This window comes from Mesorhizobium sp. M0676, assembly GCF_040320535.1.
GTDB lineage: Bacteria > Pseudomonadota > Alphaproteobacteria > Rhizobiales > Rhizobiaceae > Mesorhizobium.
In genome coordinates, this window is sequence record NZ_JAMYPU010000002.1 from 192,851 (window position 1) to 217,617 (window position 24,767).

Here is a 24,767-nt window from a genome sequence, read left to right on the forward strand (position 1 = left end):
AGGGGCTCGGCAGGAAAATCGGCTAATCGCCGGGCGCATAGCTGCCGACGTTGATCGCACCCACGCCACATTTTGCCGATAGCCGGCTTGGACTGCCTTCAGATCAAGCCCAGATTGCCGATGCCACGTTTGTCCCGCGTTGTTGCGTTTTCCTCAGCCGTGCTTGCCATGGCTGGTGCGGCTTTCGCCGACCCGCCGGCGCCGCCTGCCCCGGCAAAGCCGAAGCAAATCGTCATCATCTCGTTCGACAGCGCCCGGGAGATCTCGCAATGGCAGCGCAGCCGGGCGCTGGCCAAGCGCACCGGCGCGCATTTCACCTATTTTTTGTCCTGCGTCTTCCTGCTGTCGCCGCAGACGCGGGCCGACTACACAGCTCCGGCCAAGTCCGCGGGCAAATCCAACATCGGCTTTGCCGCTTCGAAGCAGGACGTCGCCGATCGGCTCGATCAGATCGGGCTCGCCGCTTCGGAAGGCCATGACATCGCCAGCCATGGCTGCGGCCATTTCGACGGCAAGGACTGGAGCAAGGCCGACTGGCTGAAGGAATTCGCCTCGTTCGGGCACATTCTGGAGAACGCCTATGCGATCAACGGCATAGCGCCCGAGCCGGCAGGCTGGCGCGCTATCGCCCATGCCGTTGTCGGCTTTCGCGCACCCTACCTCTCGACCGGCAAAGGGCTCTACGAGGCCCTGGCTGAAGCCGACTACCACTATGACGCCAGCGGCGTCTCGAACGGCCCGGTCGAGCCGCCGACCGGCGGCGGCTTGACCCGCTTTTCGCTGCCACAGATCCCGGAAGGCCCGAGTTCAAGGCCGGTGATCGCCATGGACTACAATCTCTATGTCAGGCATTCCGGCGGTTTCGAGCGGCCGAGCCAGGCAGCCGAGTTCAGCGATCGGACCTATCAGGCGTTCCGCGCCGCCTTCGACAGGCAATATCAGGGCAAGCGCATCCCGCTGGTGCTGAGCTTCCATTTCACGCTGATGAATGACGGCGCCTATTGGAATGCGCTTGAGCGCTTTGCCGACGAGACCTGCGTCAAAGCCAATGTCGAGTGCATCAGCTTCCGCGATTATGTGCAGAGGCAGCGTGGCGGCGACAGACAGGCGGCGGTGGGGGGCTGAGCCGCCCACTTCGTTCAATCGTCAAAGCTCGGTTTACGCCGGATCTTCGGCGCTCTGCCGCTCAAGGTAACGTTGATCGATGGGCGGCAGCGGCTCGCCTTGCAGTGTCGCTTCGAAGGCGCGCAAGCGTTTGTGAACCGACTGGAGTTCAACGATGGTCGACCAGGAATTGATCAAAAACTGGAGCGATCCCGTCACTCGCCCGAAGGCGTTGGATATCTGGCTGAGCGATCCAAAGGTTATCTTGTGCGCGATAAAGGACGGGGCGAGAATAATGAAGGAGAATATATTATCTGCCTGAAGAAAGGTGTAACGCACGACGTTGAAGTAGATGTAATGAAAATATAGGCGGAAATAGTTCTTCCGCACATTATCGAACAGTTCCGTCGTTGTTTCCGGCTGAGCACGGTCCTCGTGATCCTCGCCATAGACGAGTTCCTTGCGATAGGCTGCCTCGACGCGCTGGTTGCGAAATTGCAAGCCCGGGAGTTTGACGCCGGCAAGCATTACGGCGAGCGTCCCAAAAAGGCACCAGCCGATCGCCGCTACGACAAGCGGCTGGGGTACAGCGCCGATGATTGGCAATTCGGTAATATGCTGTTGCAGAGCGACCATGACCGGCAGGAAGGCGATGAGCGTCATGATGGACTGGACGAAGGTCGCTCCTAGATCTTCCATGATCTGGGAGAAACGCATCGTATCTTCCTGGATACGCTGTGACGCGCCCTCGATGTGGCGAAGCCGTCCCCAATTGGCCATGAAATGGCCGTTCATCGCCATGCGCCAACGGAAGACCCAGTGGCTGACAATGAAGGCATTGACGACCGATACATTCATGCCGATCAACGCCAGCCAGACAAAGCTGGATTGTCCAGCATAAAATTCGCCGACAGTGGATTCAATCTTTCCTGACATCAGCCCTTGGACGTAGTCGAAGAATGGCCCGTACCAGGCGTTGACCGCGACGCTGATCTGCACATTGAAATAGATGAGGAACAGGATGATCGCGGTGACCAGGATCGACCAATTTTGCCATGGATGCGGCGAATACCAAGCCCAGAACGCGTAGAAGGCGGCCACGAAAAACGCGAAATAGACATAAAACCACAGAAATGGGAGCGACCAGAACACAGAGATGTCGCCGATGGCCGGCGCGTCGGCCGCCGCAGGCGGCAAGCCGATGTTTGCGCCCAGCTGCTGGCCGCCGAAGAACCAAAACAGGATGCCGAAAAGGCTCCAGACGGCGGCCGAGGTGAAAAACAGCTTCGGCTGCGGGAAGAAGGATACGAACACTGTGGCGAATTCCTCGGTCGGTGCGCAAATCAGCGGGGTTGCTGGTTAGGGGCATAAAGTCACACATTAAGTGGAAAGCAAATGCCCGTGCCCGATGCCCGGCATCGAGCAAGACCACAATCATGGCGATTTTGGCGCGGCCGACCAGGTGATGCCTGCCGAGACCAGCAAGACCGCAGCAGCGACGATCGAAGCGAGGAAGAAGTTGCCCGAGGCTTGCGCCAGCAGGCCGGCGACGACAGGGCCGACGATCTGGCCGATGCCGAAGGAAGCGGTCATCAGCGCAAAAATCCGGCGCGGGGCCTGCGGCACGAGCTGCCTGGCGGTCTGCAGGCCAAGTGCTGTTATAGCGATGAAAGTGCCGCCGAGCAGGATGCCCGCGAGCAGCGGCCCGGCGGCGCCGCCGATGGCGACGCTGGCGGTGACGCCGACCACCTCGACCAGGCAGCCCAAGGCATAGGCGGTATAAAGCCCGATCCGTGCCGCTATCTTTTGCCACAGCCAGACCGAGGGGAAGCCGGCAAGGCCGGTGACCATCCAGACGCTTGCCTCGAAGACGCGGCCGCCGCCGCCCTGGCGCACGATGGCGACCAGGAAGGTCGCCGTCACCACATAGCCGAAGCCGAACAGGCCGTAGGCAACGATGACTTTTGCCAACGACCGGTCCCTCGGCAGTGCCGGTTCGCGGTCGGCCACGCCGCGGCCAGGTGCGGTGCTGCCGGCGAGCAAGGCGACCATCGCAAGGCCGCCGGCGGAAATCGCTGCCGACCACAGCCAGCCCGAAGCCCAGCCGGCATGTTCGGTGACCAGAACCGCCATCAGCGCTGAGGATGCCGCGATGCCGAGGCCGACGCCGCCGAAATGCAGCGCCTGCAGGTCGCTTCTGTTGGCGGCTGCCAGGTGACCGAAGACGATCGAGGCCATGAACACCATGACGAAGGCGCTGGCGAGACCGGCAAGGAAGCGGAGGACGACAAAGGCGGTCATCGTCTCGCTCAGCCCCATCAGGGCGGCGAGCGCAGCACTGGCGGCAAGGCCGCCAAACATCAGCAGGCGCTCGCGCCCATGCGCCCAGCCGCCTGCCGCCGCAAGCGCGCCGACGAGGTAGCCGAGATAATTGGCCGACGCGATCCAGCCGGCATCGGCCGGCGACAGATGCAGTTCTTCCATCATTCCGGGCAGGATCGGCGTGTAGACGAAACGGCCAATGCCCATGGCGACGGCCATGGCGATCATGCCAGCGAGAGCAAGGCGCAAGGGTGATGGAGCGGCGTTCATTGCAGCGCACCATAAGGGTGCGGACCGATCAGACCAATCCACTTGCGTTGGGCCAGACTTGGCGGCGGCGACAGTGGCCGTTGGCGTGACTGTGCCGAGGCGCGAGGGCCACTTGGCGTCGCGCCGCCCCGCCTGCCGGCACCTTCTCCCCATATAGTGACGGGGAGAAGGGGGTTAACCGTGTGCCTCGGCGCCCTTGCCTGCAGGGCTGGTGATTGGCGAAACCTTCGGCGCCGGCAACCTTTCTCCCTTACGGGGAGAAATGCCCGGCAGGGCAATGAGCGGCAGCGCTGGCGCCGACAGTATCGCCTTCCCAGTTACCGCGTCCGCGATTTCAGCGGCAGCCTGCTTGCGCCGTCTCGTATGCAGTGCGGCGCGCCGTCAGGCGAAACGGCATGTCGGCGAGTTCGCGCTCCGACATGGTGTCGAGCACCGGATGCGACAGCGGATCGGTCACCCAATTGAGGACATCGCCATCAGGGCGCCGCCGCGTGCAGCCGGCGGCAAAGACTTTGAGCAATGATACGATCGTCACCATCCTCACCTCCTCGGTCTGACCGTCCCGCTAGAATCTGCCCTGTCTCGCCGTCTTTCAATTGAGATTTCGGCCGCGCCGGTTTAGAAAAACTGGAATGGCTATGCTGAACCGCGTCCATCTCAACGGCCTGCGCGCCGTCGAAACCGTCGCCCGCCTCGGCTCGCTGGCGGCGGCTGCCGGCGAGCTCAACGTCTCCGTCAGCGCCGTCAGCCAGCAGATCAACCGCACCGAAAAGCAGCTTGGACAGGCGCTGTTCGAACGAACGGCGAGCGGGCTGGTGCTGACCGAGTTCGGCACGGTTTTTTCCGCCCGGCTGGGCGCCGGTTTTCGCGAGCTGGCGCAGGCGGTGGCGCTGGCCGACGAGGCAAGCCAGTGCACGCTGGTGGTTTCGGTGGCGCCGGCCTTCGCTTCGAAATGGCTGCTGCCGCGATTGTCGCGGCATTTCGATCGCCATCCCAACGTGCTGCTGCGCATCGACGCCTCGGTGCGCCTCGCCGATCTCGAACGTTCCGACATCGATATCGCCATCCGGCTTGGCGACGGCAAATGGCCGGGCGGCCGGGCGGAACTTTTGTTGGCGCAGGAAGTCTTTCCGGTCTGCGCGCCGGTGATCGCCAGGAAACTGAAGTCGATCGAAGACCTGGCGCAGACCTGCGCCATCACCGACGAGCGGGCGATGATCAACTGGGAGAGCTGGTTCGAGGCTGCCGGGGCCGAGCCGGTCACTTTTCGCAAGGGCGCGCGCTTCACCGACCCGATGTTGTGCCTGGAATCGGCAATCGCCGGCCACGGCGTCATGCTCGGCTGGCAATTGCTGGCCGCCGATGCGCTGGCCGACGGCCGCCTCGTCGCGCCTTTCGGCGTGCGGGCGCAGAGCGGCCTCGGCTACTGGCTGGTGACCTCGGCCACCAAGACCGAAAGCCGCAAGGTGCGCGATTTCAAGATCTGGATCCGCGAAGAGATCGCGGCGACCGTGGCGCAGTTCAGCGCGCTGGAAAGCGCTGCCTAGGGCTGTCCGTCGCGACGGTGCTGGAAAGGACAGCCGCGCCGGCCTATGTTGGAACTCTCACTCCCGGACCAAGGCAGGCAGGATCATGACCACACATTCGCGCGGCGTTTCCGCAACCATCGACCCGGTGAAGCTCGACAGGCTGGCGGAAGTCGCCATCAAGGTGGGGCTGCAATTGCAGCCGGGGCAGGATCTGGTGCTGACCTCGTCGATCGCCGCACTGCCGCTGACCAGGCGCATCGTTGAGCACGCTTATAAAGCGGGCGCCGGCCTGGTGACCCCTATCTTCAACGATGACGAGATCACGCTGGCGCGCTTCCGCTACGGCGCGGATGCTGGCTTCGACCGCGCCGCCGGCTGGATGTATGAAGGCATGGCGAAGGCCTTTTCCAACAATGCGGCGCGGCTTGCCGTGCGCGGCGAGGACCCGTCGCTGTTGTCGGCGCAGGACCCGGCGAAAGTGGCGCGCGCCAACAAGGCGAACTCGATGGCCTACCAGCCGGCGCTCGAAAAGATCACCGGCTTCGACATCAACTGGAACATCGTCGCCTACCCGGATCTCGCCTGGGCAAAACAGGTCTTCCCCGGCGATGCCGACGATGTCGCCGTGGTGAAGCTCGCCGATGCGATCTTTTCGGCATCACGGGTCGATGTGGAAGACCCGATCGCAAACTGGACGGCGCACAATGCAGCGCTGCGCGGCCGCACAAAGTGGCTGAACGAGCACAATTTCCATGATCTGCATTTCAGCGGCCCGGGCACCGACCTCACCGTCGGGCTGGCCGATGGCCATGAATGGATGGGCGGCGCCTCGACTGCCAAGAACGGCGTCACCTGCAATCCGAACATCCCGACCGAGGAGGTCTTCACCACGCCGCATGCACGGCGCGTCTCCGGCCGTGTATCCTCGACCAAGCCGCTGTCCTACCAGGGCACGCTGATCGACGATATCTCGGTGCGTTTCGAAGAGGGCAGGATCGTCGAGGCCAAGGCTTCGAAGGGCGAGGACGTGCTGAAGAAAGTGCTCGACACCGACGAGGGTTCGCGCCGGCTCGGCGAGGTGGCGCTGGTGCCGCATTCCTCGCCGATCTCGGCCAGCGGCCTGCTGTTCTTCAACACGCTGTTCGACGAGAACGCCGCCTGCCACATCGCGCTCGGGCAGTGCTATTCAAAATGCTTCGTCGACGGCGCCTCGCTCAGCCAGGACGAAATCGCCCAGCGCGGCGGCAACAAGAGTTTTATCCACATCGACTGGATGATCGGCTCGGACAAGATCGACATAGACGGCGTGCACAAGGATGGCCGCAAGGTGCCGGTGATGCGCAAGGGCGAGTGGGCGTAAGCTCGCGGAGGGCGGATGGGTTTCGACCTGACGGTCAAGCGAATTTACGAAGCACCCGCGCCCGATGACGGGCAGCGGGTGCTGGTCGATCGCATCTGGCCGCGCGGCATCAGCAAGGAGGATGCCGCGCTGACGCTGTGGCTGAAGGAGATCGCGCCGAGCGATGAATTGCGGAGGTGGTTCGGACATGAGCCGGCGCGATGGGCGGAGTTTCAGGTGCGGTATTCGGTCGAGCTGGATGGGAATAGAGAAGCGGTGGCGAAACTGCGTGGCTTGCTCGGCAAGGCCAAGGTGACGCTGCTTTATGGCGCGCATGACGAGGCGCATAACAATGCGGTGGCGTTGGCGGGGTATTTGCGCGGGACGGGTTGAGAGACAGCGAACCGCTGCATACGCCGCAAGCGAAAGCCTTCACAATTAGCGATCGCCCTCCACGCGTTCGTCATCCTCGGGCTGACCCGAGGATCCTGTGTGTTGTTCCCATGCTATGTTTGGGGTGGGAAGGAGACCGACAGGATCCCATGGTCTGCGCTGCGTCGCTTCGAACCTAGCTTCGCCACAGGATGACGAAGCGAGGCGACGCTACTTCACCACCCCTTCATAAGCCTCCGGCTTGAAGCCAACCAAAATCTCATCCCCGACCTCGAGCACCGGGCGCTTGATCATCGTCGGGTTGGCCAGCATCAGCTTCCTGGCCTTCTTCTCGTCGAGCCCTTGCTTGTCCTTGTCCGGCAGTTCGCGAAATGTGGTGCTGCCCTTGTTGAGCAGCTTTTCCCAGCCAACCTTGCCGACCCACCCGTCCAGTCTGCCCGCCTCTATCCCCTCGGCCCGGTAGTCGTGAAAGCGGTAGGGCACAGCATGGCCCTCCAGCCAGGTGCGCGCCTTGCGGATCGTGTCGCAGGTGGTGATGCCGTACATGGTGATCGTCAAAACGCGCTTCCCTCGACTGACAGTCGAATCCTCAGACAGCCTAAAACCGCCCTCCCCGCTTTGCCAGCGTCCCAATCGCTAGCGGCGCTTTTTTAGAGGTTGCCAATACTAAGGAAATTTCCTAAGTATCTGCTGCACCGCGTCGACAGACCTCAGGATCGCCCATGCCAAGCCTCCACGCCCCAACTACAAGTCTCCCGCCGATCGACGGCATCTTCCGCGCGCTGGCTGACCCGACGCGGCGGCGCGTGGTCGAGCGGTTGAACCGCAGTCCGGCCTCGGTCAGCGAGTTGGCGCAGCCTTTCGAGATGGCGCTGCCTTCCTTCATCGAGCATCTGAAAGTGCTGGAAGGCTGCGGTCTGGTGCGATCGGAAAAAATCGGCCGCACCAGGACCTATCAGCTGGCGCCCGAACCGCTGCAGCTCGCCGAAAACTGGCTGGCCGAACAGCGCACGCTGTGGGAGCGCCGACTCGATCAATTCGACGCCTATGTGATGAGCCTCAAGGAGCAAGAAAAGTGAGCTATCCCTTCAAGCCCGACCCCAGACTGGACCTTGTGCTGGAGCGCAAGCTCGACGCGCCGCGCGAACTCTTGTGGAGCGCGATGACGGTGCCGGAGCATGTCAAGCAATGGTTCACGCCCAAGCCCTGGCTGATCACCGATTGCGAGATCGACCTTCGTCCGGGCGGACTGTTCCGGACGCGCATGCAATCACCCGACGGCAAGGAGGTCAACGACCGCCATTGCTGCTATCTCGAGATCGTGCCGAACGAGCGGCTGGTGTGGACCGATGCGCTGCTGCCGGGCTATCGGCCCTCCGGCGAGCCCTTCATCACCGCAGTCATTTCGCTTCAGTCGGATGACAAGGGCACGCGCTACACGGCAACGGCCATCCATCGCGACGAGGCTACCCGCAACAATCATGAAGAGATGGGGTTCTTCGACGGCTGGGGCACGGTGGCCGATCAGTTGGCGCAGTATGTGAAGACCATTTGAGCTTTTCCCACTGCGGCCAGGACTTTGTCCCGGCCGCCTGGTTTTTGGGTCGTGCAGCGAAGTGCGCCGGAACCCTACGGCACCCGGGCTCAGTAGTAGAAGCGCTCTTCGGTGATCTTGCCGTTCTTGACCGTGTACAGGCCAACCTCGTCCATGGTGACCCGTTCGCCGGTGGCCTTGGGCGTTATGTCGAACTTGAAGCGCACCGCGAACTGGTCGCCGTTGACATAGGGGCCTTCGACAGAGCCGCCATGGACTTCGTGGTTCGCTTGCCACCATTCGCCCTTTTGCCTGAGAGCTTCCTTGCCACGGGCAATGGCCATCGGCCCCTCCATCGCTTCGAGGCTGACGATATCATCGGCATTGTACTTTTCACCAGCACCCAGGTGATCCCCCTGCTGGAGCATTTCGGTGAAATCCTTGGCAACATCCGCGATGGTCATGTGTGTTCCTCCTGTTCAGACTGGTTTGAAGTAGGGAAGCGCTTGCCGGCCCGCCACCTTTACCCGCACGACAGCTGACAAGGTGTGTCAGGACGATGATATAGCGCGGCTATGTGACGACGATTGCGGCGGCGTCGGACAGCGACTTCGGTTGCAGACAAAAGCCAATTCCGCAATGCTGGGTGCATGTGCAACCTCTACAACATCACGACGACGCAAGAGGCGGTCCGCCAATGGACCCGCACATTGCGCGATATCAGCGGCAACCTCGAACCTTCGCTTGATGTCTATCCCAATCAACCTGGGCTGGTCGTTCGCAACAGGGCGGATGGGGAGCGTGAACTGGCGAAACTGCTTTGGGGTTTGCCAACGCCGCCCGAGCGCATGAAAGGTAAGGCCGACTACGGCACCACCAACGTTCGCAATCCGCAATATTCGCACTGGCAGCAATATGTGGGCGTCGAGCACAGATGTGTCGTGCCGGTGACCAGCTTTGCCGAGCCCAGCCCTGCGGCGAACGATAAAGACCCGGAAACAGGAATCCAGCGAAATTACTGGTTTGCCCGTGGCGAGAGCCGGCCGCTGTTCTTCTTCGCTGGTTTCTGGACGTCTTGGCAGGGCGTGCGAAAGGTCAAGGACGGTCCCGGCGACTTCGAGCTATACGCCTTCATGACCACCAAGCCTAATGCTCTCATTGCGCCGATACATGAGAAGGCTATGCCCGTGATCCTCACCAGGCCGGAGGAAACCGAGGCTTGGCTGACGGCGCCATGGTCGGAAGCACGGCGTTTGCAGCGGACGGCGCCCAACGACGCGTTGGTGATCGTTGAGAAGCCAGCCACACAGATCAAGTTCCCACCACAGGCCCCGGCCCAAGGGTCTCTGTTTTAGCCCGAAATCGGCTCTCCTCAATCGTCGTCTCGCCAGATTACCCGGCGAACCATGCGGATTTCGACAAGACGTCTGACGCGAATTTTAAGGCGTTCAGCAGCGCTTGGCAGAATGATGCCTGCATCGAGCTCACGACCTTTGCAGCGCTCGCACCGCATGTGCCGCTCCACATCCCAAAAGGGGATATCACCAACCAGCTTTGCGAGATCGCCAGGCAGATAGTGTCGAGTGATGTTGCAGTTCCCGACATCGAACACGAATTAGCTGCCCGACTTCATGCGCCAAGCAGAGGGTTTGCACATTTCGGCGCGGTCGGGTGCTTAGTTCGGGCATCCCGCAAAGTAGGAATATGTTCCTTTGCGAGTCAATTCACACTTAATTCCACCTTGGCGATCTTCACAGCAGGTTAAATCCAACCGTCGATGAAGGGATTGGGTTGGATCAGCTTGGCAGCATAGGGCAGTTGGCACCACGGCGCAGGCTGATATGCGCCACGTCGCCGACGCTGAATTGAAAGCCCTCGGCCTGGCGCGGCGCATCGATCACCACCGGCAATCCCTGCCCCAGCTCAGCATGCAGCCGCAGCGTGCGGCCGTGGAAGACGATGGAGTTGACGCGCGCCGGCGCGGTGCCGGCGGCGGCATCGGTGGTGGCCAGCAAGTCCTCGGGGCGAACGCCGATGGTGCGCTCAGTGCCTTCGCCGGGTGTGTCGCCGGTTTCAGATGTTGCTTCCAGCGAAAGCCCGCCAGCGGCGAAGCGCAGGCGGTCGCCGTCGCGGCCGATGAAGCGCGATTGCAAGAGGTTCATGGTGCCGATGAAGCTTGCGACGAATTTCGTCGCCGGCCGGTCGTAAAGCGTAGCCGGCGGCGCGATCTGCTCGATGCGGCCCTTGTTCATGACGACGATGCGGTCGGAGATCGACAGCGCTTCGGTCTGGTCGTGGGTGACCATGACGAAGGTGGTGCCGAGCCGCGACTGCAGCCGCTTCAGTTCGACCTGCATCTGTTCGCGCAGATGCGCATCGAGCGCCGACAGCGGTTCATCGAGCAACAGAACGCGCGGCTCGCAGACTATGGCTCGGGCGAGCGCGACGCGCTGGCGCTGGCCACCCGACAGTTCGGAAACGCGGGCGCCGAGCTTGTCGGCGAGGCCGACCATGTCGAGGGCTTCGCGGACGCGCTTTGCCTGCTCGGCGCCGGACAGTTTGCGCAGCGACAGGCCGAAGCCCACATTCTCGGCGACGTTCATATGCGGGAACAGCGCATAATCCTGGAACACGGTGTTGACGGGACGGTCGAACGGCCTGAGCGCGGTGATGTCGCGACCATCGAGCAGCACCTTGCCGCTCGACGGGCTCTCGAAACCGGCAATGACGCGCAGGCTGGTGGTCTTGCCGCAGCCCGAGGGCCCGAGCAGGGTGATGAACTCGCCGCTGATAATGTCGAGATCGACGGCGTCGAGCCCGACAATGCCGCCGGGGAAAACCTTCGAGACCGTGTCCAGGCGTACCAGCGCATCAGGCGCCATCGCGAACCTCGGACGGCTTGGTGGTGTTGACCCAGAGGATCTGGCAAGGCTCGGTGCCGGGATTGCGGAAGGCGTGCAGAAGCGTGCTCTTGAAGGCAAAGGAGTCGCCGCTCTTCAGCACGTATTTTGTCGAGTCCACCACCAGTTCGACCTCGCCCGACAGGACATAGCCGAACTCGTGACCGATATGCGCATAGGCTTCCGCCGTGCCGCCATCGGCTTCCACGGTCACCAAGAGGCCGGTCAGCGCCGCGCCCGGCGGCGACAGCAGCGCCTTGGCGATGCCTTCCGACTTGACCGGGAGCTGCCGCCTTTTGTCGGCGCGCACGCAATAGAGATCGTTGGCGGCTTCGTTGCCGTCGGTGATCAGCGCCGAAGGCTCGATGTCGAGCGCGGCCGCAAGCGGCCAGATCACCTTGACGCGCAGCGAAGACAGGCCGCGCTCGATCTGGCTCAGCGCCCCAATCGACACGCCGGCTTTTGCCGCAAGCTCGGCCAGCGACAAATTGCGCTCCAGCCGCAGCGCCCGCACGCGCCGGCCGACGCGAATGTCGGCGTCGGCCTTTGGTTTCGCTTCAAGCATGTCCATCAGTTGGTCCTTGTTGCAGTCTTCGGCGCGGCGGCAAGACCCGCGGGCTTCAGGAGATTAGTCACAATTACCTGCCGTCGGCGCTGCCCCTCATTGTCCTGCCGGACATTTCTCCCCGTATAGTGATGGGGAGAAAGCGGCTGGTCGCAAACTCGGCGCCATTTCTGCAACGTTTGCGGTTTGCGAAATCGCTGGTGACAGCGCCCCTCTCCCCGTCTCTATACGGGGAGAGGATGCCGGCAGGCAGGTGAGGGGCAGCGCAACCGTCGGCGATGGATCCCTCACCCGCCCGCCTTCACTTTCTCGAACATCTTCGCCACATCGTCGTTCTGCTTCATCGGGCCGGTGAAGATGGTGGTCTTCAGCATCACCTCCGGGTCCGCCGGCAATTGCAGCTTGTCCAGTTCGTCCTTCGCCACGCCGGCGAAGGCGGTGCTCAGCGAGCTGCCATAGCCGTAGGCCTGGATCAGGTACTTACCCGAGTCGGCGTCGAGCCGGCTGTTGATGAAGTCATAGGCGAGGTCGACGTTTTTGGCGTCCTTGAGCATGACGAAGCCGCAGGCCCAGGTCAGCATGCCCTCCTTCGGCTTCATGAACTCGACCGGCACGCCCTGCTTCTTCAGCGAGGTTGCCGACGCGTTCCAGGTCATGGCGGCGACCAGCTGGCCGCTGGCCAGCGCCTGTTCGACCGAGGTCATGTCGGTGGTGTAGTTGGAGAGCAGCGGACGCTGCTCGCGCAATTTTTCCGCCACCTTGTCCATCTGCTCCGGCGTCATATCGAAGGGGTTTACGCCGGCCAGAAGTGCTGCAACGATCGGCGTGTCATGCACGGCATCGATGGTCGCCATGCGGCCTGCATATTGCTTGTCCCACAGAAGGTTCCAGCTCGCTTCCGGGTTCTTCACCAGATCGGTGCGGTAGAGGATCGAGGTGTTGCCCCAGTCCCACGGCACCATCCAGACCTTGCCGTCGCCGGCCTGGATGTCGGGCAGGTTCTTGAACACCGGGAAGATCGAATCCCAGTTCTTGATGCGCTTGGTATCGATCGGCTGCAGCAGGCCTTCCTTGTTCCAGCGCGCCACCTTGTCGTAGCAGGGATGGGCGATATCGGGGCGGAAGCCGGCCTTGACCTTGGTGAAGGCATCGTCGTCGTCGCCGAAGATCGAGGCCTCGACGCCATCGGGATGGGCCGTCAGGAAGCTCTTGTTGAAGTCTGGCAGTTCATAGCCGGACCAAGTGAAATATTGCAGCTTGTCGGCGGCGAAGGCGACAGTCGACGACAGGACGATTGCAAGCGCGGCAAGCCCGGTGCGGGCTGTCTTTGCAGTGATCGATTTCGGGCCAGTGATCGATTTCAGCCCGGTAATTGATTTCGGGTCGAATGCCATTTCGGTTCTCCTCTTTTGTTATGGTTCAGGCTGGACTGGTGGGCGCCGTCCGACGGGCTGTGCTCAGCCCGTGATGGCGCAGGATTTCGGCGATGCCGGCGATGATGACGGACACAGCAAGGATAGCTGTCCCCAGCGCCATCACGGTCGGCAGCGAGCGAGGAAAACGCAGTTGGCTCCAGATGTAGAGCGGCAGCGTCGGCTCGGTGCCGGCGAGGAAGAAGACGACGATGAACTCGTCGAAGGAAATCAGAAAGGCCAGCATGAAGGCCGAGACGATGGCCGGCAGCGAGAGCGGCAGCATCACGCGCCGGAAGGTCGTCCAGTCGGAAGCGCCGAGATCGAGTGCGGCCTCGCGAATGGTTTTCGGAATGGCGGCAAACCGGCTGCGCATGATCACCACGGTGGTCGGCAGCGCCACCAGTATGTGGCCGAGAACGATGGCGATGCGCGACGGGCCGAGGCCGATGAGATTGACGAGGATCAGCAACGATATGCCGACGATGACGCCGGGGATCAGGATCGGCAGCCTGGAGATGGCGCTGATGGTGGCGGCGAGCGGCGAACGACCGTAGAGGTCCATATAGGAGACGGTGATGCCGCAGAGCGTGGCGCCGGCGGCGGCCACGACGCCAATGACGAGACTGTTCAAAAGCGCGCCGGACAGCGCCGGATTGCCATAGAGCGTGGCATACCATTCGAGCGTGAAGCCCTGCAGCGGAAACGCGGCCTGGATGGAGTTGTTGAAGGAAAACAGCGGGATCAACAGCACCGGCAGATAGAGGAAGACGAGATAGGCAAGCACATAGACGCCGAGCCAGCCGCGGCCATCATCTCTCCGCGCGGCGCTCATGTGCGGCTGCCGAATCTGCGGTCGGCGCCGCGTGCGACCAGCACCACGCAGAGGATGACCAGCATCACGCAGACTGAAAGTGCCGCCCCGAACGGCCAGTCATTGGCCTTGCCGAACTGCGACTGGATCAATGTGCCGATCATGGTGCTGGCGGGACCGCCGACCATGGCCGGGGTGACATAGTCGCCGACCGTCGGCACAAAGACGACGAGGGCGGCCGCCAGAACGCCCGGCATCGAATTGGGCAAGACGACGCGGCGAAACGCCGTGAACGGTCTGGCGCCGAGATCGGAGGCGGCTTCGAGCAGTGATTTCGGGATGGTGTCCAGCGCCACATAGATCGGCAGGATGGCGAAGGGCGCATAGGCATGCGCCAGCGTTACGACCACCGCCGCCGGCGTGTTGAGGAAGGCCAGCGTCGGCTCCGACCAGATGCCGCTTTCGATCAGCGCCGAGTTCAAGACGCCGTTGTAGGCGAGCACGATCTTCCAGGCGAAGACGCGCAGGAGATAGCTGGTCCAGAACGGCAGGGTCACCAGAAACAAAAGCAGGCTGCGGCGGCGGCCGGCATAGAAAGCGAGATAGTAGGCGACGGGATAGGCGGTGACGACGGTCGCCAGCGTCACCAGGCCGGCGATCACCAGCGAGCGCAGCGTCACCGTCCAGTAGAGCGGATCGGAGACCACGGTGATGAAGTTGCCTGCCGTGAAGCCGGCGCCGAGCAGCGAACCGTCATTGCCGCGAAGTGAGAGGAAGAGCACAAGGCCAAGGGCAAACAGGATCAGGAACAAGGTGACCAGCCCGCCCGGCAGCAACATGGCGAAGCGGAAGCCTCGGGACGACCCTGCCGGCGCTTCTGTTGCAACGATGCTCGACATCGGACTGCTCAACGGAAATATGAAATCGGCTTAGCTTTTTTCATATTTGTGAAACTGTCAAGCTGAATCCACGAGGCCTAGGCGACCGGCGCCCAATCAGCGCTCGAAGGCGTCGAGCATCCGGTACCAGGCGATGGTCGCGGCGACGCCGACCTGGCGGAAGGCGTGGAACGGAATCGGCCGGACCGGCGACAGCGGGAACGGCAATTGATTGACATCGCCGCCCGCGAGGTAGCCCGCCATGCGTTTTCCCAGCGCGGTCATCAGGCCGACGCCCCTGCCCTGGCAACCAACTACGGCGAGCAGGCCCTTTTCCGGCTCATGGATGTGCGGCAGGTGATCCGGCGTCATCGCCACACGACCGAACCAGCGTTTCTCGATCGAGATATGGGTCAAGGCCGGATAGAGCCGCACCAGCGCGCGCTGCAGATGCGCCCAGTCGGCCTCGCTCCTCGGCCGCGCCATGCGGCCGCGGCCGCCAAGCACCAGATGGCCGTCGGCTGTTTTGCGGTAGTAGACGAGAATGCGCCTGGAGTCGGACACCGCCTGCCCTTCCGGCAGGATCGTCGCCGCAAGGTTGGATGACAGCGGCGCGGTCGCGACCTGGAAGGAATGCAGCGGCACGATCGTTTCCGCGAGGCCCGGAAGCAGTCCATCGGTATAGGCGTTCGTCGCCAGGACAACCGCTTTCGCCCGCACCTCGGCGCCGCTTTCGGTTGAGACACGCCAAAGGCCGGCCTCCTTGCGGAGTTTCACCACCTTCTGCCGCTCGGCAATGCTGGCGCCGGCGGCGGCGGCGATGCGCGCCAGTTCCACTGTATAGGCGAGCGGATCGATGATACCGGCGCGGCGGTCGAGCCAGCCGCCGAGATAGCCTTGCGCGCCGGTCATAGCGGCGATCTCGCTTTCATTCAGAAGCCGGACATCGGCGCCACGCGCCCGCCATTGACGATCCCTGTTCGCCGCCGCTTTCAATGCGGTTTCGGTATGCGCGGCCTGGATCCAGCCATTGCGGGTGAACGGCACCGCCAGCTTTTCGTCTTGGATGAGATCGAACACCGTATCCGCCGTCGAGGCGGCGAAATCGACCAGCGCTTGGCCACGCTCGGGGCCGAAATGCTCGAGCAGCCATTCGGGATCATATTTCAGGCCGGGAATGACCTGGCCGCCATTGAGGCCCGAGGCGCCCTGGCCGATCTCGCCAGCCTCCAGCACCTGTACACCGAGACCGAGCCGGGCCGCGTGCAAGGCGGTCGACAGGCCCATGAAGCCGCCGCCGACGATGGCAACGTCGACCGGCGCAGTGACGAGCGACTGGAAGGCGGATGCGGTCTGCGGCTTCTGCCAGATCGGAACGGAAAACGGTGCGGGCAAGGCTTCACCTGGAGTATGCGGAAAATGAAAATTCTAGTGCCAGTTTCATTTTTTTGAAAGAGCGGGCCTCATGTCAGAACCGACAATTGCCTGCGCCACGGGATAGACCTTTGGCGTGAATCCGGTGAAAGTGCAGCGGCCCAGCTGCCATCTCGATCATCAAAGGACCGTAAGCCATGACGAACCCAACGCAGCTTCCCGCCGACGGGCTCTTCATCGGCCGAGCCAGGGCAAGCGATGCCTCGCATCCGCTGGTGGTCACCGTGCGCGACGGCATTGTTTTCAACATCACCTCGACCACCGCACCCACCGTGCGCGACATTTGCGAGATGGTCGATCCGGCCGGACACGTGCGCTCTGCCAAGGGCGAACCGATCGGCTCGCTCGACGCGATCGCCGCCAACAGTTTTCAGGCCACCCGCGATCCGGCAAAACCCTATCTGCTCTCGCCTGTCGACCTGCAGGCGGTGAAGGCGTCGGGCGTGACCTTCGTGGTCAGCCTGCTCGAACGCGTCATCGAGGAGCAGGCGCGCGGCTCGGCGGAAAAGGCCGACGCCATCCGCGCCGACATTGCCGGGCTGATCGGCCACGATCTGTCGAAGCTGAAGCCCGGCTCACCCGAAGCGATGGAGATCAAGGCCAAGCTCATCCAGCGCGGCGCCTGGTCGCAATATCTGGAAGTCGGCATCGGCCCTGACGCCGAGATCTTCACCAAATGCCAGCCGATGGCGTCCGTCGGCTTCGGCGCCGATGTCGGGCTGCATCCTGTCTCCACCTGGAACAACCCCGAGCCGGAGATCGCCATGATCGCCGCCAGCACCGGCAGGATCGTCGGCGCCACCATCGGCAACGACGTCAATCTTCGCGACGTCGAGGGACGCTCGGCGCTGCTGCTCGGCAAGGCCAAGGACAACAATGCCTCGGCCTCGCTTGGGCCCTTCATCCGGCTGTTCGACGCAACATTTTCGATCGACGAAGTGAAGCGCGCCACGGTGCGGCTGAAGGTCGAGGGCGAGGACGGGTTTTCGCTGGAGGGCGCGAGCTCGATGGCCGAGATCAGCCGTTCGCCCGAAGAACTGGTCGCGGCCGCCATGGGGCCGCACCACCAGTATCCCGACGGCTTGGCGCTTTATCTCGGCACCATGTTCGTGCCGTCGAAGGATCGCGGCGAGAAGGGCAAGGGATTCACCCACAAGGTCGGTGACATCGTCACCATCTCGTCGGAGAAATTCGGCGCGCTGGTCAACCGGGTGCTTCTGTCGCCCGATTGCCCGCACTGGACCTACGGCGCCAGCCATCTCATGCGGGACCTCGCCAAGGCCGACCTGATCTGATTTCGGATCAGCGGGACGAACGGCTAGCCGGTAAACGTTCCTGTCCGGGATTCGTAAGCCGTTTGTTAGCGGAATCCGGGTGACTGTATCGGAAATTCGCTCCAGGATCGGGGCGCGGTCTGTGGGGGCCGAATCGCATGCTCGGTTTGCCGATGATATCGGTGCGCAATCTCGCCATGCGTTATGGCGGCGTTTTCGCGCTAAGGGATATGAACCTGTCTGTCGGACAGGCGACGATCCATGCTATCGTCGGTGAAAGCGGCGCCGGCAAGTCGACGCTGGTGAAGGTGCTTGCCGGCGTGCTCCGGCCCAACAGCGGCACCATCCGTGTCGGCGACCAGATAGTCACCGTCGACAGCCCGATCGCTGCACGCAAGCACAGCTTCGGCGTCGTCCACCAGGGGCTCAGCCTGTTTGCCGACCGCTCGGTGCTGGCCAATCTGTTCGTCAATCGCGAGCCGTTGCGCAACGGCTTTGTCTCCAGGCGCGAGATGGAGGCACGCAGCCGCACCTTGCTTCGGCAACTCAAGCTCGACGTCGATGTCCACGCTCCTGTGGGACAACTCGGCATGGGCGAACGGCAATATGTCGAACTCGGCCGCGCAATTCTGGAAGGTCCGAGGCTGCTGATCCTCGATGAACCGAATTCTGCGCTCGACCGGCGCCAGACCGAGCACCTGTTCACCGTACTAAGTGACCTCAAGGCCAAGGGCACGAGCGTGCTCTATGTCTCGCACCGGCTGGAGGATGTGTTTGCGATCGCAGACCACGTCACCGTGATGCGCAACGGCCGTGACGTGCTGACAAGTGAGCGCGCGGCGTTGAGCGAAGCCGATGTGATCGACGCCATGATCGGCCAGCAGCGCGACAGCCTGTTCCCGCCTGCACTGCCGGCCAATGCCAGCACGATAAGGCCGCGGATCACGGTGGAGGGTCTGAGCGGCGGCCGGATTTCCGGCGTCAGCTTCACCGCCCGCTCCGGCGAGATCCTCGGCTTGGCCGGGCTTGAGGGGTCAGGCGTTGAAGACGTGTTCGAGATGCTGTTTGGCCTGCGCAAGGCGCAAAGCGGCAGGGTGCGGCTCCCCGACGGCTACGGCTTGCCTGGAAATCCGACCGAAGCGGCGCGGCGCGGCATCGGCCTGGTGCCGGCCAACCGCCTGTGCAACGGCCTGATGCCCGACCGGTCGCTGGCCTTCAACATAGGCAACGTCGCTACCGGCGCCCGCAACTGGGGGGCGCGCCGCTACTCGCCCAAGGCCGCGATCGCCGCCGCCGCAAGGCAGATCGATGTGCTGCGCATCAAGGGCCTGCCGGACGCGCCGGTGAATTCGCTGCTGGCCGGCGATCAGCAGAAGATCGTAATCGCCAAATGGCTGGAGACGGCGCCGCAAGTGCTGCTCCTAGACAATCCGGCTGGCGGTATCGAGGCGGCTGCCAAGCGCAAGATCTATGCGCTGATCCGGCAGATGGCAGCCAATGGCTGTATCGTTTTGCTGCGTTCGGTCGAGCCGTCCGAACTGACCAACCTCAGCAACCGCGTCCTTGTCTTCCACCGCGGCCGGGTCGCCGGCGAGCTGTCCGGCGCCGAGATGAAGCGAAGGACAGTGCTGCAACTGACCACCACCGGCGAGATGCCGGAGGCGGAGCGGACGAAAAAGAAACTCGTGGGAGCCATGGCATGACACGATTGGATCCCACGCTGCAGCTTGCCGGTTCGGCTGCCCACCCGAAGCGCAGCCTTCGCCTGCCCGTCGAACTCAGGCCGCTCATCGGGCTCGTTGTCCTGGTGGCGATTACAGGCTTTGCCCGGCCGGATTTCCTCGATGAGGCCAATGTGCTGTCGTTGCTGGAAACCGCTGCGTATCCCGGCATGCTGGCGATCGGCATGGTGTTCGTGCTCGCACTCCGAGAGATCGACCTTTCCGTCGGCTGGATATTCCATCTCGCGGCCCTTCTCACCGCATTCCTTCTGGCCGCCGGCATCGACCCGTGGCTTGCCGCCCTTGCCGGCGTGCTGCTCGGCGCCGGGCTCGGCCTCGTCAACGGCCTGCTGGTGGTGGCGCTGCGACTGCCGGCCATCGTCGTTACGCTGGGCACCTTTGCAATGTTCCGGGGCCTGGCGGCGGTGGCCGTCAAGATGCAAGCGACAGCTCCGGCCAGCCCAGGCGGCGACTTCTTTGAGATCGTTCACGGCAAGCTGTTCGGCCTTGTGCCGACGGCTGTCTTTGTCTTCGTCGCAATGGCGGTGGTGATGCACCTCGTGCTTCACCGCAGCCGCTTCGGCTACCGGATCCAGGCCGTCGGCAGCAATCCGCAGGCGGCGCTCTATGCCGGCATCCCGACAGGTGCTGTGCGGCTGCAGACGCTGGTGCTGATGGGCATCGTCTCGGGGCTGGCGGGCGCGCTGTGGCTTGGCTCTCCCGTTACCGACGTCGACCAAGGCGGCGGTTTCGTGCTGATGGCGATTGCCGCGGCGATCATCGGCGGCACCTCGCTTTCCGGCGGGCGCGGCACCGTCTTCGGTGCGGTGATTGGCATGCTGATCGTCCAGGTCATCTTGAGCGGCGTGACCCTGTTCGGCATCGACGCCGCATGGAGCCCCTTCGTGATCGGCGCGGTGATGGTGCTGGCGCTCGCGCTCGACCGGCTGGACAAGGTGCTGCGCATCCGCCAGGCCGAGCGCTTTCAGGAAAATCCGCGCGCCTGAGTTTAAGCCCCGCCTGCTTGCCGGGAAATATCTCTATCTCTTGGTTGACGCAATTCCGGACGGAAAACCGTTTCACACTTTTCCTGGAATTGCCCTCTAACTGATGCGATCTGATGGGATCGATGATGGCGCGTTGCATCGCGCCACCTTCCATTGGGCGGATGGAGGCTTGCCATGGGCCGCAAAAGAAGATGCTCTGCGCATCCGGGTCGGCGCTGGCAGGAGGAGAGGATCAAGGGCATGGCCCGGATCATCGCCGGACGTGGAGGTCGTTTTTCAACATGGGAGGAAAGCAAATGCTGACGAGGCTACGATTACTCGTGCTTGGCTTGATTGTGGCGCTGGCCGTTCCGGCGGCGGCACAGGCCAAGACGTTCTACTGGATTTCGCATGGCGGCCCGGCCGACCCGGTCTGGACCTACTTCCTGGCCGGCGCCAAGCAATGGGCGAAGGACACCGGCAACACCGTCAACACCTCGTTCCACAATGGCGACGTTGCCTCGCAGCAAGAGGCCGTGCGCGCCGCGATCTCGGCAAAGGCCGACGGCATCGTCACCACCAGCCCCGATCCGGGCAGCCTGATCGAAATCGCCAAGGAAGCCAACACGGCCAAGATCCCGATCATCAACTTCAACACGCCCGATCCCAAGGCAAGCTTCGACGCCTATGTCGGCGGCGACAACGTCACCTTCGGCAAGCACTGGGCGCAATATCTGGTCGACAAGGGTCTGGTGAAGAAGGGCGACTTCGTCTGGATGCCGGTCGAAATCCCCGGCGCCACCTACGGCGTCCAGGAAGAGGAAGGCATCAAGAGCGTCTTCGAACCGCTGGGGATCACCTATGAGATCACCGAAGCGACGCTCGACCAGGCCGAAGCCATCAACCGCATGGTCGACTATCTCACCGCGAACAAGGCCAAGGTCAAGGCAATCATCGGCCTCGGCGATCTGGTCACCGGCTCGATCAAGCGGGTGTTCGACCAGGCCGGCATCAAGCCGGGCGAAATCCCGGTCGTCGGCTGGGGCAACTCGCTCGACACCACCCAGGAAGTGCTGACCGGCTACGTCAATGCCGGCCAGTGGCAGGACCCGCAGGCGACCAGCTACGTCGCGCTGTCGCTGGCCAACATGGCGGCGTCAGGCATTCCTCCGGGCTTCAACGTCATCACCGGCGCGCTCTATGAAAAGGACACCGCGCAGGTCTACGACGACATCCTGTCCGGCAAATAACCCAGACCTTCAACAGTCGCGGCCGCAGCCGCGGTCGCGACTGTCTTTCGCCGAGCCCTTCGCGTTGCGCGCGGGGCTCAGCCTTCCCCTTCCTGTCGCAGGTTATCAGTGGAAAACCGTTCGCTCATCCAACGCCTGATCGCGAGGCCGGAATTCGGGCCCTTCGTTCTGCTCATCGTCGAAATCGCGGTGTTCTGGAGCATCAACCACGATTTCCTGTCGCCGCAGAACATCTCCAACACGCTGGCCTTCACCGTCGAGCTCGGGCTGATCGCGCTGGCGATGACGCTGTTGATGACGTCGGGTGAATTCGATCTTTCGGTCGGCTCGCTGTTCGGCTTTTCGCCGGTGCTGATGTGGACGCTGTTCAACAGCGGCCTGACCTCGCTGGAGGTCGGCTTCCTCGCCGCGCTGCTGATCGCGGCCTTCATCGGCCTGGTCAATGGCTGGTTCGTCACGCAGCTGAAAATCCCATCCTTCCTGGTGACGCTCGGCATGCTGCTGGTGGTGCGCGGCACCGCGCTGTTCGTCACTGACGGCTTTCCGCAGCGGACGTGGAGCGCCGAGGGCAGCTGGCTGGCCGAAGCGCTGGTCGGTGATTTCTTCATCGGCCCGTTCCGCATCTACATGTCGCTCTTCTGGTTCATCGCGGCGGCCATCGCGCTGGGCTACGTGCTGACGCAAAGCCGGACCGGCAACTGGATCCAGGCAGCCGGCGGCAATCCAGGCGCCGCAAGGGCGCGCGGCGTCAACGTCAGCGGCGTCAAGATCGGCCTGTTCGTGCTGTCGTCGGTGATGGCTTCGCTTGCCGGCGTCATCTCGTCGCTGCGCACGTCGGCCGCCAACCCCAACAGCGGCACCGGCTACGAGCTCGAAGTCATCGCCATGGTGGTGATCGGCGGCACGGCGCTGACCGGTGGGCGCGGCACCATCATCGGCACCGTGCTCGGCATCCTCATCCTGCGCGTCATGCGCAACGGCATCGTGCTGATCGGCGTGCCCGGGCTGGCCTACAACATCTTCATCGGCGCCATCATCCTCGGCATGATGGCGCTGCACTCATGGCTGGAACGCCGGCATCAGGCAGGGACCTAGAACCATGGCTGAACCGCTCATCCGCATGTCCAACATCAAAAAGTCCTACGGGCGCGTGCAGGCGCTCGAAGACGCCAATTTTCATGTCAACGAAAGGGAGATCGTCGGCCTGCTCGGCGACAATGGCGCCGGCAAATCGACGCTGATCAAGGTGTTGTCGGGGGCGGTGCCGCTGACCAGCGGCGACATTTTCATCCGCGGCAAGAAGGTCAATCTGCGCAGCACCAGCGACGCCATCGCGCACGGCATCGAGACGATCTACCAAGATTCGGCACTGGTGACGCAGCTGTCGATCGCGCGCAACCTGTTCCTCGGCCGCGAGCCGATCAAACCGCCGCGCTTTTTGAACCGCATGGACCAGGAGGCGATGAACAATGTCGCGCGCGACCTGCTGAAACAGGTCGGCATCTCCAAGAACATCCCGCCGACGACGCCGATCGGCTCCCTGTCCGGCGGCGAGCGGCAGGCCGTCGCCATCGCGCGCGCCATGCACTTCGACAGCGACCTGATCATCCTCGACGAGCCGACCAACAATCTCGGCGTCGCCGAGACGCAAGGCGTGCTGAGCTTCGTGCGCAACGCGCGCGATTCCGGGCATTCCTGCATCTTCATCGCCCACAACATCCACCATGTCTTCCAGGTGGTTGACCGCATCGTCGTCATGCGCCGGGGCAAGGTGGTGGCCGACGACATCGACCCGAAGAAGACCAGCGTGGCCGAGGTCGAACGCATCATCACCGGGATGTCGGACAAGGAGATCCGCGACGCCATCATCGAAGGCGGGCCATCGCACGGCTGAACCGTCTTCGCGCCGTCTGGCACGGAAACGCATCCGCTCCTGGATCAGGATGACGTTACCCGGTTCCCACTTTTCGGGATCATGCTCTATGACTACAGCCATGAAAGCCACCGTTGCCGACATAGCCAGGAGCTGCGGCCTGTCGACCGCGACCGTCGACCGGGTGCTGAACAACCGGGCCGGCGCGAGTGCCGCCAACCGCCAGCGGGTGATGGAAGCGGCCAAGCAGCTCGGCTATTTGCCCGTGGTCGACCAGGTGACACTGCCGTCGCGGCCGGCGCATCTTGAATTCTTCCTGCCGATCGGCGCCAACGGCTTCATGATCGACCTCGCCGGGCACATCGAGGACTATGCGGCGCGCCTGCCGCTGGTCGCCTCGTGCCGGATCCACAATCTCGGCGGCATCTCGCCGGCAGCGCTGCAGGCGGCGGTTGAAAATCTGTCGCTGAAGGCCAATGGCGTCGGCGTCATTGCCGTCGATCATCCGCGAACGCGCAACATATTGCGCGATGTGGTCGAGGCAGGCATCCGCCTTGTCACGCTGGTCTCCGACGTTCCAGCCGCCCCGCGTTCGGCCTATGTCGGCATCGACAACCGGGTTGCCGGACGCACGGCGGCGCTGTTGATGGGGCGCTTCCTCAATGGCCGCCAGGGTCATCTGGCGATGGTCGTCGGCTCGCGTTCCTATCGCGGGCACGAGGAGCGCGAGATGGGCTTTCGGTCGGTGCTGACAGAGGAATTCCCCAATCTCACGGTCTCGAGTGCGGTCGAGATCAATGACGAACCGGAGGGCAGCTACACCGCAACGATGCAGGCGCTGCACAACGAGCCGGAACTGCTCGGCATCTACTGCGTCGGCGCCGGGCGCTCAGGTGTGGCGAGAGCGCTGCTTGAGGCCAAGCCAAAGAAGAAGCCGGTCTTCATCTGCCACGACCTGACCAAGGAAACGCGCGGCTATCTCGTTGACGACCTCGCCGATGTCGTCATCGACCAGAATGCGCGGCTGATCGCGGAGCAATCTGTGATCCGCCTGCTCGGCTCGATCGCGTCCGCCGCGCCCTACCTGACGAAGAAGTTCATCGAGCCACGGCTGATCTTCAAGGAAAACGTGCCGGTGCAGTGATTTCGCGCCGTGGCGGTTTTTCCGA

At 63.1% G+C, this 24,767-nt stretch carries 26 protein-coding genes; 14 read left to right on the forward strand and 12 right to left on the reverse strand.

The genetic code is table 11. From position 1 onward, the window contains the following. Positions 1–120: 120 nt before the first annotated feature. Entirely contained in the window at positions 121–1,125 is a 1,005-nt protein-coding gene (locus NKI35_RS03000) for a polysaccharide deacetylase family protein (RefSeq protein ID WP_352738468.1), read from the forward strand. 33 nt (positions 1,126–1,158) lie between these two features. On the opposite strand, the gene sbmA is transcribed toward NKI35_RS03000, so the two are convergent. The 3 genes from sbmA to NKI35_RS03015 form a co-directional block, all read right to left on the reverse strand. After that, on the reverse strand, positions 1,159–2,418 hold the full coding sequence (gene sbmA, locus NKI35_RS03005) for a peptide antibiotic transporter SbmA (RefSeq protein WP_023684385.1): 1,260 nt from the start codon (positions 2,416–2,418) through the stop codon (positions 1,159–1,161). Positions 2,419–2,538: 120 nt separating this feature from the next. Then, positions 2,539–3,696, reverse strand: a complete 1,158-nt coding sequence (locus NKI35_RS03010) for a YbfB/YjiJ family MFS transporter (RefSeq protein WP_352738470.1) — start codon at positions 3,694–3,696, stop codon at positions 2,539–2,541. Between the two features lie 334 nt (positions 3,697–4,030). Beyond that, positions 4,031–4,234: a hypothetical protein gene (locus NKI35_RS03015; protein WP_352738472.1), complete on the reverse strand. Its 204-nt coding sequence runs from the start codon at positions 4,232–4,234 to the stop codon at positions 4,031–4,033. A gap of 94 nt (positions 4,235–4,328) precedes the next feature. On the opposite strand from NKI35_RS03015, the gene NKI35_RS03020 reads away from it, so the two are divergent. The 3 genes from NKI35_RS03020 to NKI35_RS03030 all read left to right on the forward strand — a co-directional run bounded on the left by NKI35_RS03020 (position 4,329) and on the right by NKI35_RS03030 (position 6,957). Further along, positions 4,329–5,243 carry a LysR substrate-binding domain-containing protein gene (locus NKI35_RS03020; protein WP_352738474.1) on the forward strand — a complete coding sequence of 305 codons (915 nt, stop codon included), beginning with the start codon at positions 4,329–4,331 and terminating at the stop codon, positions 5,241–5,243. Between the two features lie 85 nt (positions 5,244–5,328). After that, the gene (locus NKI35_RS03025; protein ID WP_352738476.1) at positions 5,329–6,585 is read left to right on the forward strand and encodes an aminopeptidase; all 1,257 of its coding nucleotides are present in this window, start codon (positions 5,329–5,331) and stop codon (positions 6,583–6,585) included. A gap of 15 nt (positions 6,586–6,600) precedes the next feature. Beyond that, entirely contained in the window at positions 6,601–6,957 is a 357-nt protein-coding gene (locus NKI35_RS03030; protein ID WP_023834820.1) for a DUF488 domain-containing protein, read from the forward strand. Between the two features lie 210 nt (positions 6,958–7,167). On the opposite strand, the gene NKI35_RS03035 is transcribed toward NKI35_RS03030, so the two are convergent. After that, complete coding sequence (locus NKI35_RS03035; RefSeq protein ID WP_023709906.1) at positions 7,168–7,515, reverse strand: ArsC family reductase; 348 nt, start codon at positions 7,513–7,515, stop codon at positions 7,168–7,170. Between the two features lie 164 nt (positions 7,516–7,679). Between NKI35_RS03035 and NKI35_RS03040 the strand changes: the two genes are divergently transcribed. Beyond that, positions 7,680–8,036 carry an ArsR/SmtB family transcription factor gene (locus NKI35_RS03040; protein WP_023687094.1) on the forward strand — a complete coding sequence of 119 codons (357 nt, stop codon included), beginning with the start codon at positions 7,680–7,682 and terminating at the stop codon, positions 8,034–8,036. Continuing rightward, positions 8,033–8,512, forward strand: a complete 480-nt coding sequence (locus NKI35_RS03045; protein ID WP_023668501.1) for an SRPBCC family protein — start codon at positions 8,033–8,035, stop codon at positions 8,510–8,512. The genes NKI35_RS03040 and NKI35_RS03045 overlap by 4 nt, the downstream gene beginning before the upstream one ends. 89 nt (positions 8,513–8,601) lie before the next feature. On the opposite strand, the gene NKI35_RS03050 is transcribed toward NKI35_RS03045, so the two are convergent. After that, the gene (locus NKI35_RS03050; protein WP_023668502.1) at positions 8,602–8,955 is read right to left on the reverse strand and encodes a nuclear transport factor 2 family protein; all 354 of its coding nucleotides are present in this window, start codon (positions 8,953–8,955) and stop codon (positions 8,602–8,604) included. A 186-nt stretch (positions 8,956–9,141) separates the two neighbouring features. On the opposite strand from NKI35_RS03050, the gene NKI35_RS03055 reads away from it, so the two are divergent. Beyond that, complete coding sequence (locus NKI35_RS03055; RefSeq protein WP_352738478.1) at positions 9,142–9,846, forward strand: SOS response-associated peptidase; 705 nt, start codon at positions 9,142–9,144, stop codon at positions 9,844–9,846. A gap of 17 nt (positions 9,847–9,863) precedes the next feature. Here NKI35_RS03055 and NKI35_RS03060 read toward each other — a convergent pair whose 3' ends face one another. The 7 genes from NKI35_RS03060 to NKI35_RS03090 form a co-directional block, all read right to left on the reverse strand. Further along, a complete protein-coding gene (locus tag NKI35_RS03060; RefSeq protein ID WP_352738480.1) occupies positions 9,864–10,103 on the reverse strand; it encodes a hypothetical protein in 240 nt (79 codons plus the stop codon). Between the two features lie 184 nt (positions 10,104–10,287). Next, the gene (locus NKI35_RS03065) at positions 10,288–11,373 is read right to left on the reverse strand and encodes an ABC transporter ATP-binding protein (protein WP_023687090.1); all 1,086 of its coding nucleotides are present in this window, start codon (positions 11,371–11,373) and stop codon (positions 10,288–10,290) included. Continuing rightward, positions 11,363–11,962: a helix-turn-helix domain-containing protein gene (locus tag NKI35_RS03070; RefSeq protein ID WP_023684396.1), complete on the reverse strand. Its 600-nt coding sequence runs from the start codon at positions 11,960–11,962 to the stop codon at positions 11,363–11,365. Before NKI35_RS03070 ends, NKI35_RS03065 begins: the two co-directional genes overlap by 11 nt. A 281-nt stretch (positions 11,963–12,243) precedes the next feature. Further along, positions 12,244–13,350 (reverse strand): ABC transporter substrate-binding protein, encoded by a 1,107-nt coding sequence (locus NKI35_RS03075; RefSeq protein WP_023668506.1) that lies wholly within the window; start codon positions 13,348–13,350, stop codon positions 12,244–12,246. 25 nt (positions 13,351–13,375) lie between these two features. After that, positions 13,376–14,203: an ABC transporter permease gene (locus tag NKI35_RS03080; RefSeq protein WP_502897121.1), complete on the reverse strand. Its 828-nt coding sequence runs from the start codon at positions 14,201–14,203 to the stop codon at positions 13,376–13,378. After that, on the reverse strand, positions 14,200–15,081 hold the full coding sequence (locus NKI35_RS03085; protein ID WP_352738482.1) for an ABC transporter permease: 882 nt from the start codon (positions 15,079–15,081) through the stop codon (positions 14,200–14,202). The genes NKI35_RS03080 and NKI35_RS03085 overlap by 4 nt, the downstream gene beginning before the upstream one ends. 96 nt (positions 15,082–15,177) lie before the next feature. Beyond that, on the reverse strand, positions 15,178–16,455 hold the full coding sequence (locus NKI35_RS03090) for an NAD(P)/FAD-dependent oxidoreductase (protein WP_352738485.1): 1,278 nt from the start codon (positions 16,453–16,455) through the stop codon (positions 15,178–15,180). A 176-nt stretch (positions 16,456–16,631) separates the two neighbouring features. Between NKI35_RS03090 and NKI35_RS03095 the strand changes: the two genes are divergently transcribed. The 7 genes from NKI35_RS03095 (at position 16,632) to NKI35_RS03125 (ending at position 24,742) form a co-directional block, all read left to right on the forward strand. Next, the gene (locus tag NKI35_RS03095; RefSeq protein ID WP_352738488.1) at positions 16,632–17,789 is read left to right on the forward strand and encodes a fumarylacetoacetate hydrolase family protein; all 1,158 of its coding nucleotides are present in this window, start codon (positions 16,632–16,634) and stop codon (positions 17,787–17,789) included. A 137-nt stretch (positions 17,790–17,926) separates the two neighbouring features. Beyond that, a complete protein-coding gene (locus tag NKI35_RS03100) occupies positions 17,927–19,471 on the forward strand; it encodes a sugar ABC transporter ATP-binding protein (RefSeq protein WP_352738490.1) in 1,545 nt (514 codons plus the stop codon). Further along, a complete protein-coding gene (locus NKI35_RS03105) occupies positions 19,468–20,496 on the forward strand; it encodes an ABC transporter permease (RefSeq protein WP_352738493.1) in 1,029 nt (342 codons plus the stop codon). The genes NKI35_RS03100 and NKI35_RS03105 overlap by 4 nt, the downstream gene beginning before the upstream one ends. Positions 20,497–20,792: 296 nt before the next feature. Next, on the forward strand, positions 20,793–21,725 hold the full coding sequence (locus NKI35_RS03110; protein ID WP_023687083.1) for a substrate-binding domain-containing protein: 933 nt from the start codon (positions 20,793–20,795) through the stop codon (positions 21,723–21,725). Positions 21,726–21,833: 108 nt separating this feature from the next. Then, a complete protein-coding gene (locus NKI35_RS03115; RefSeq protein WP_023668514.1) occupies positions 21,834–22,820 on the forward strand; it encodes an ABC transporter permease in 987 nt (328 codons plus the stop codon). A 4-nt stretch (positions 22,821–22,824) separates the two neighbouring features. Further along, positions 22,825–23,619: an ATP-binding cassette domain-containing protein gene (locus NKI35_RS03120; protein ID WP_023668515.1), complete on the forward strand. Its 795-nt coding sequence runs from the start codon at positions 22,825–22,827 to the stop codon at positions 23,617–23,619. Positions 23,620–23,719: 100 nt separating this feature from the next. After that, complete coding sequence (locus NKI35_RS03125; RefSeq protein ID WP_023701492.1) at positions 23,720–24,742, forward strand: LacI family DNA-binding transcriptional regulator; 1,023 nt, start codon at positions 23,720–23,722, stop codon at positions 24,740–24,742. Positions 24,743–24,767 lie beyond the last annotated feature (25 nt).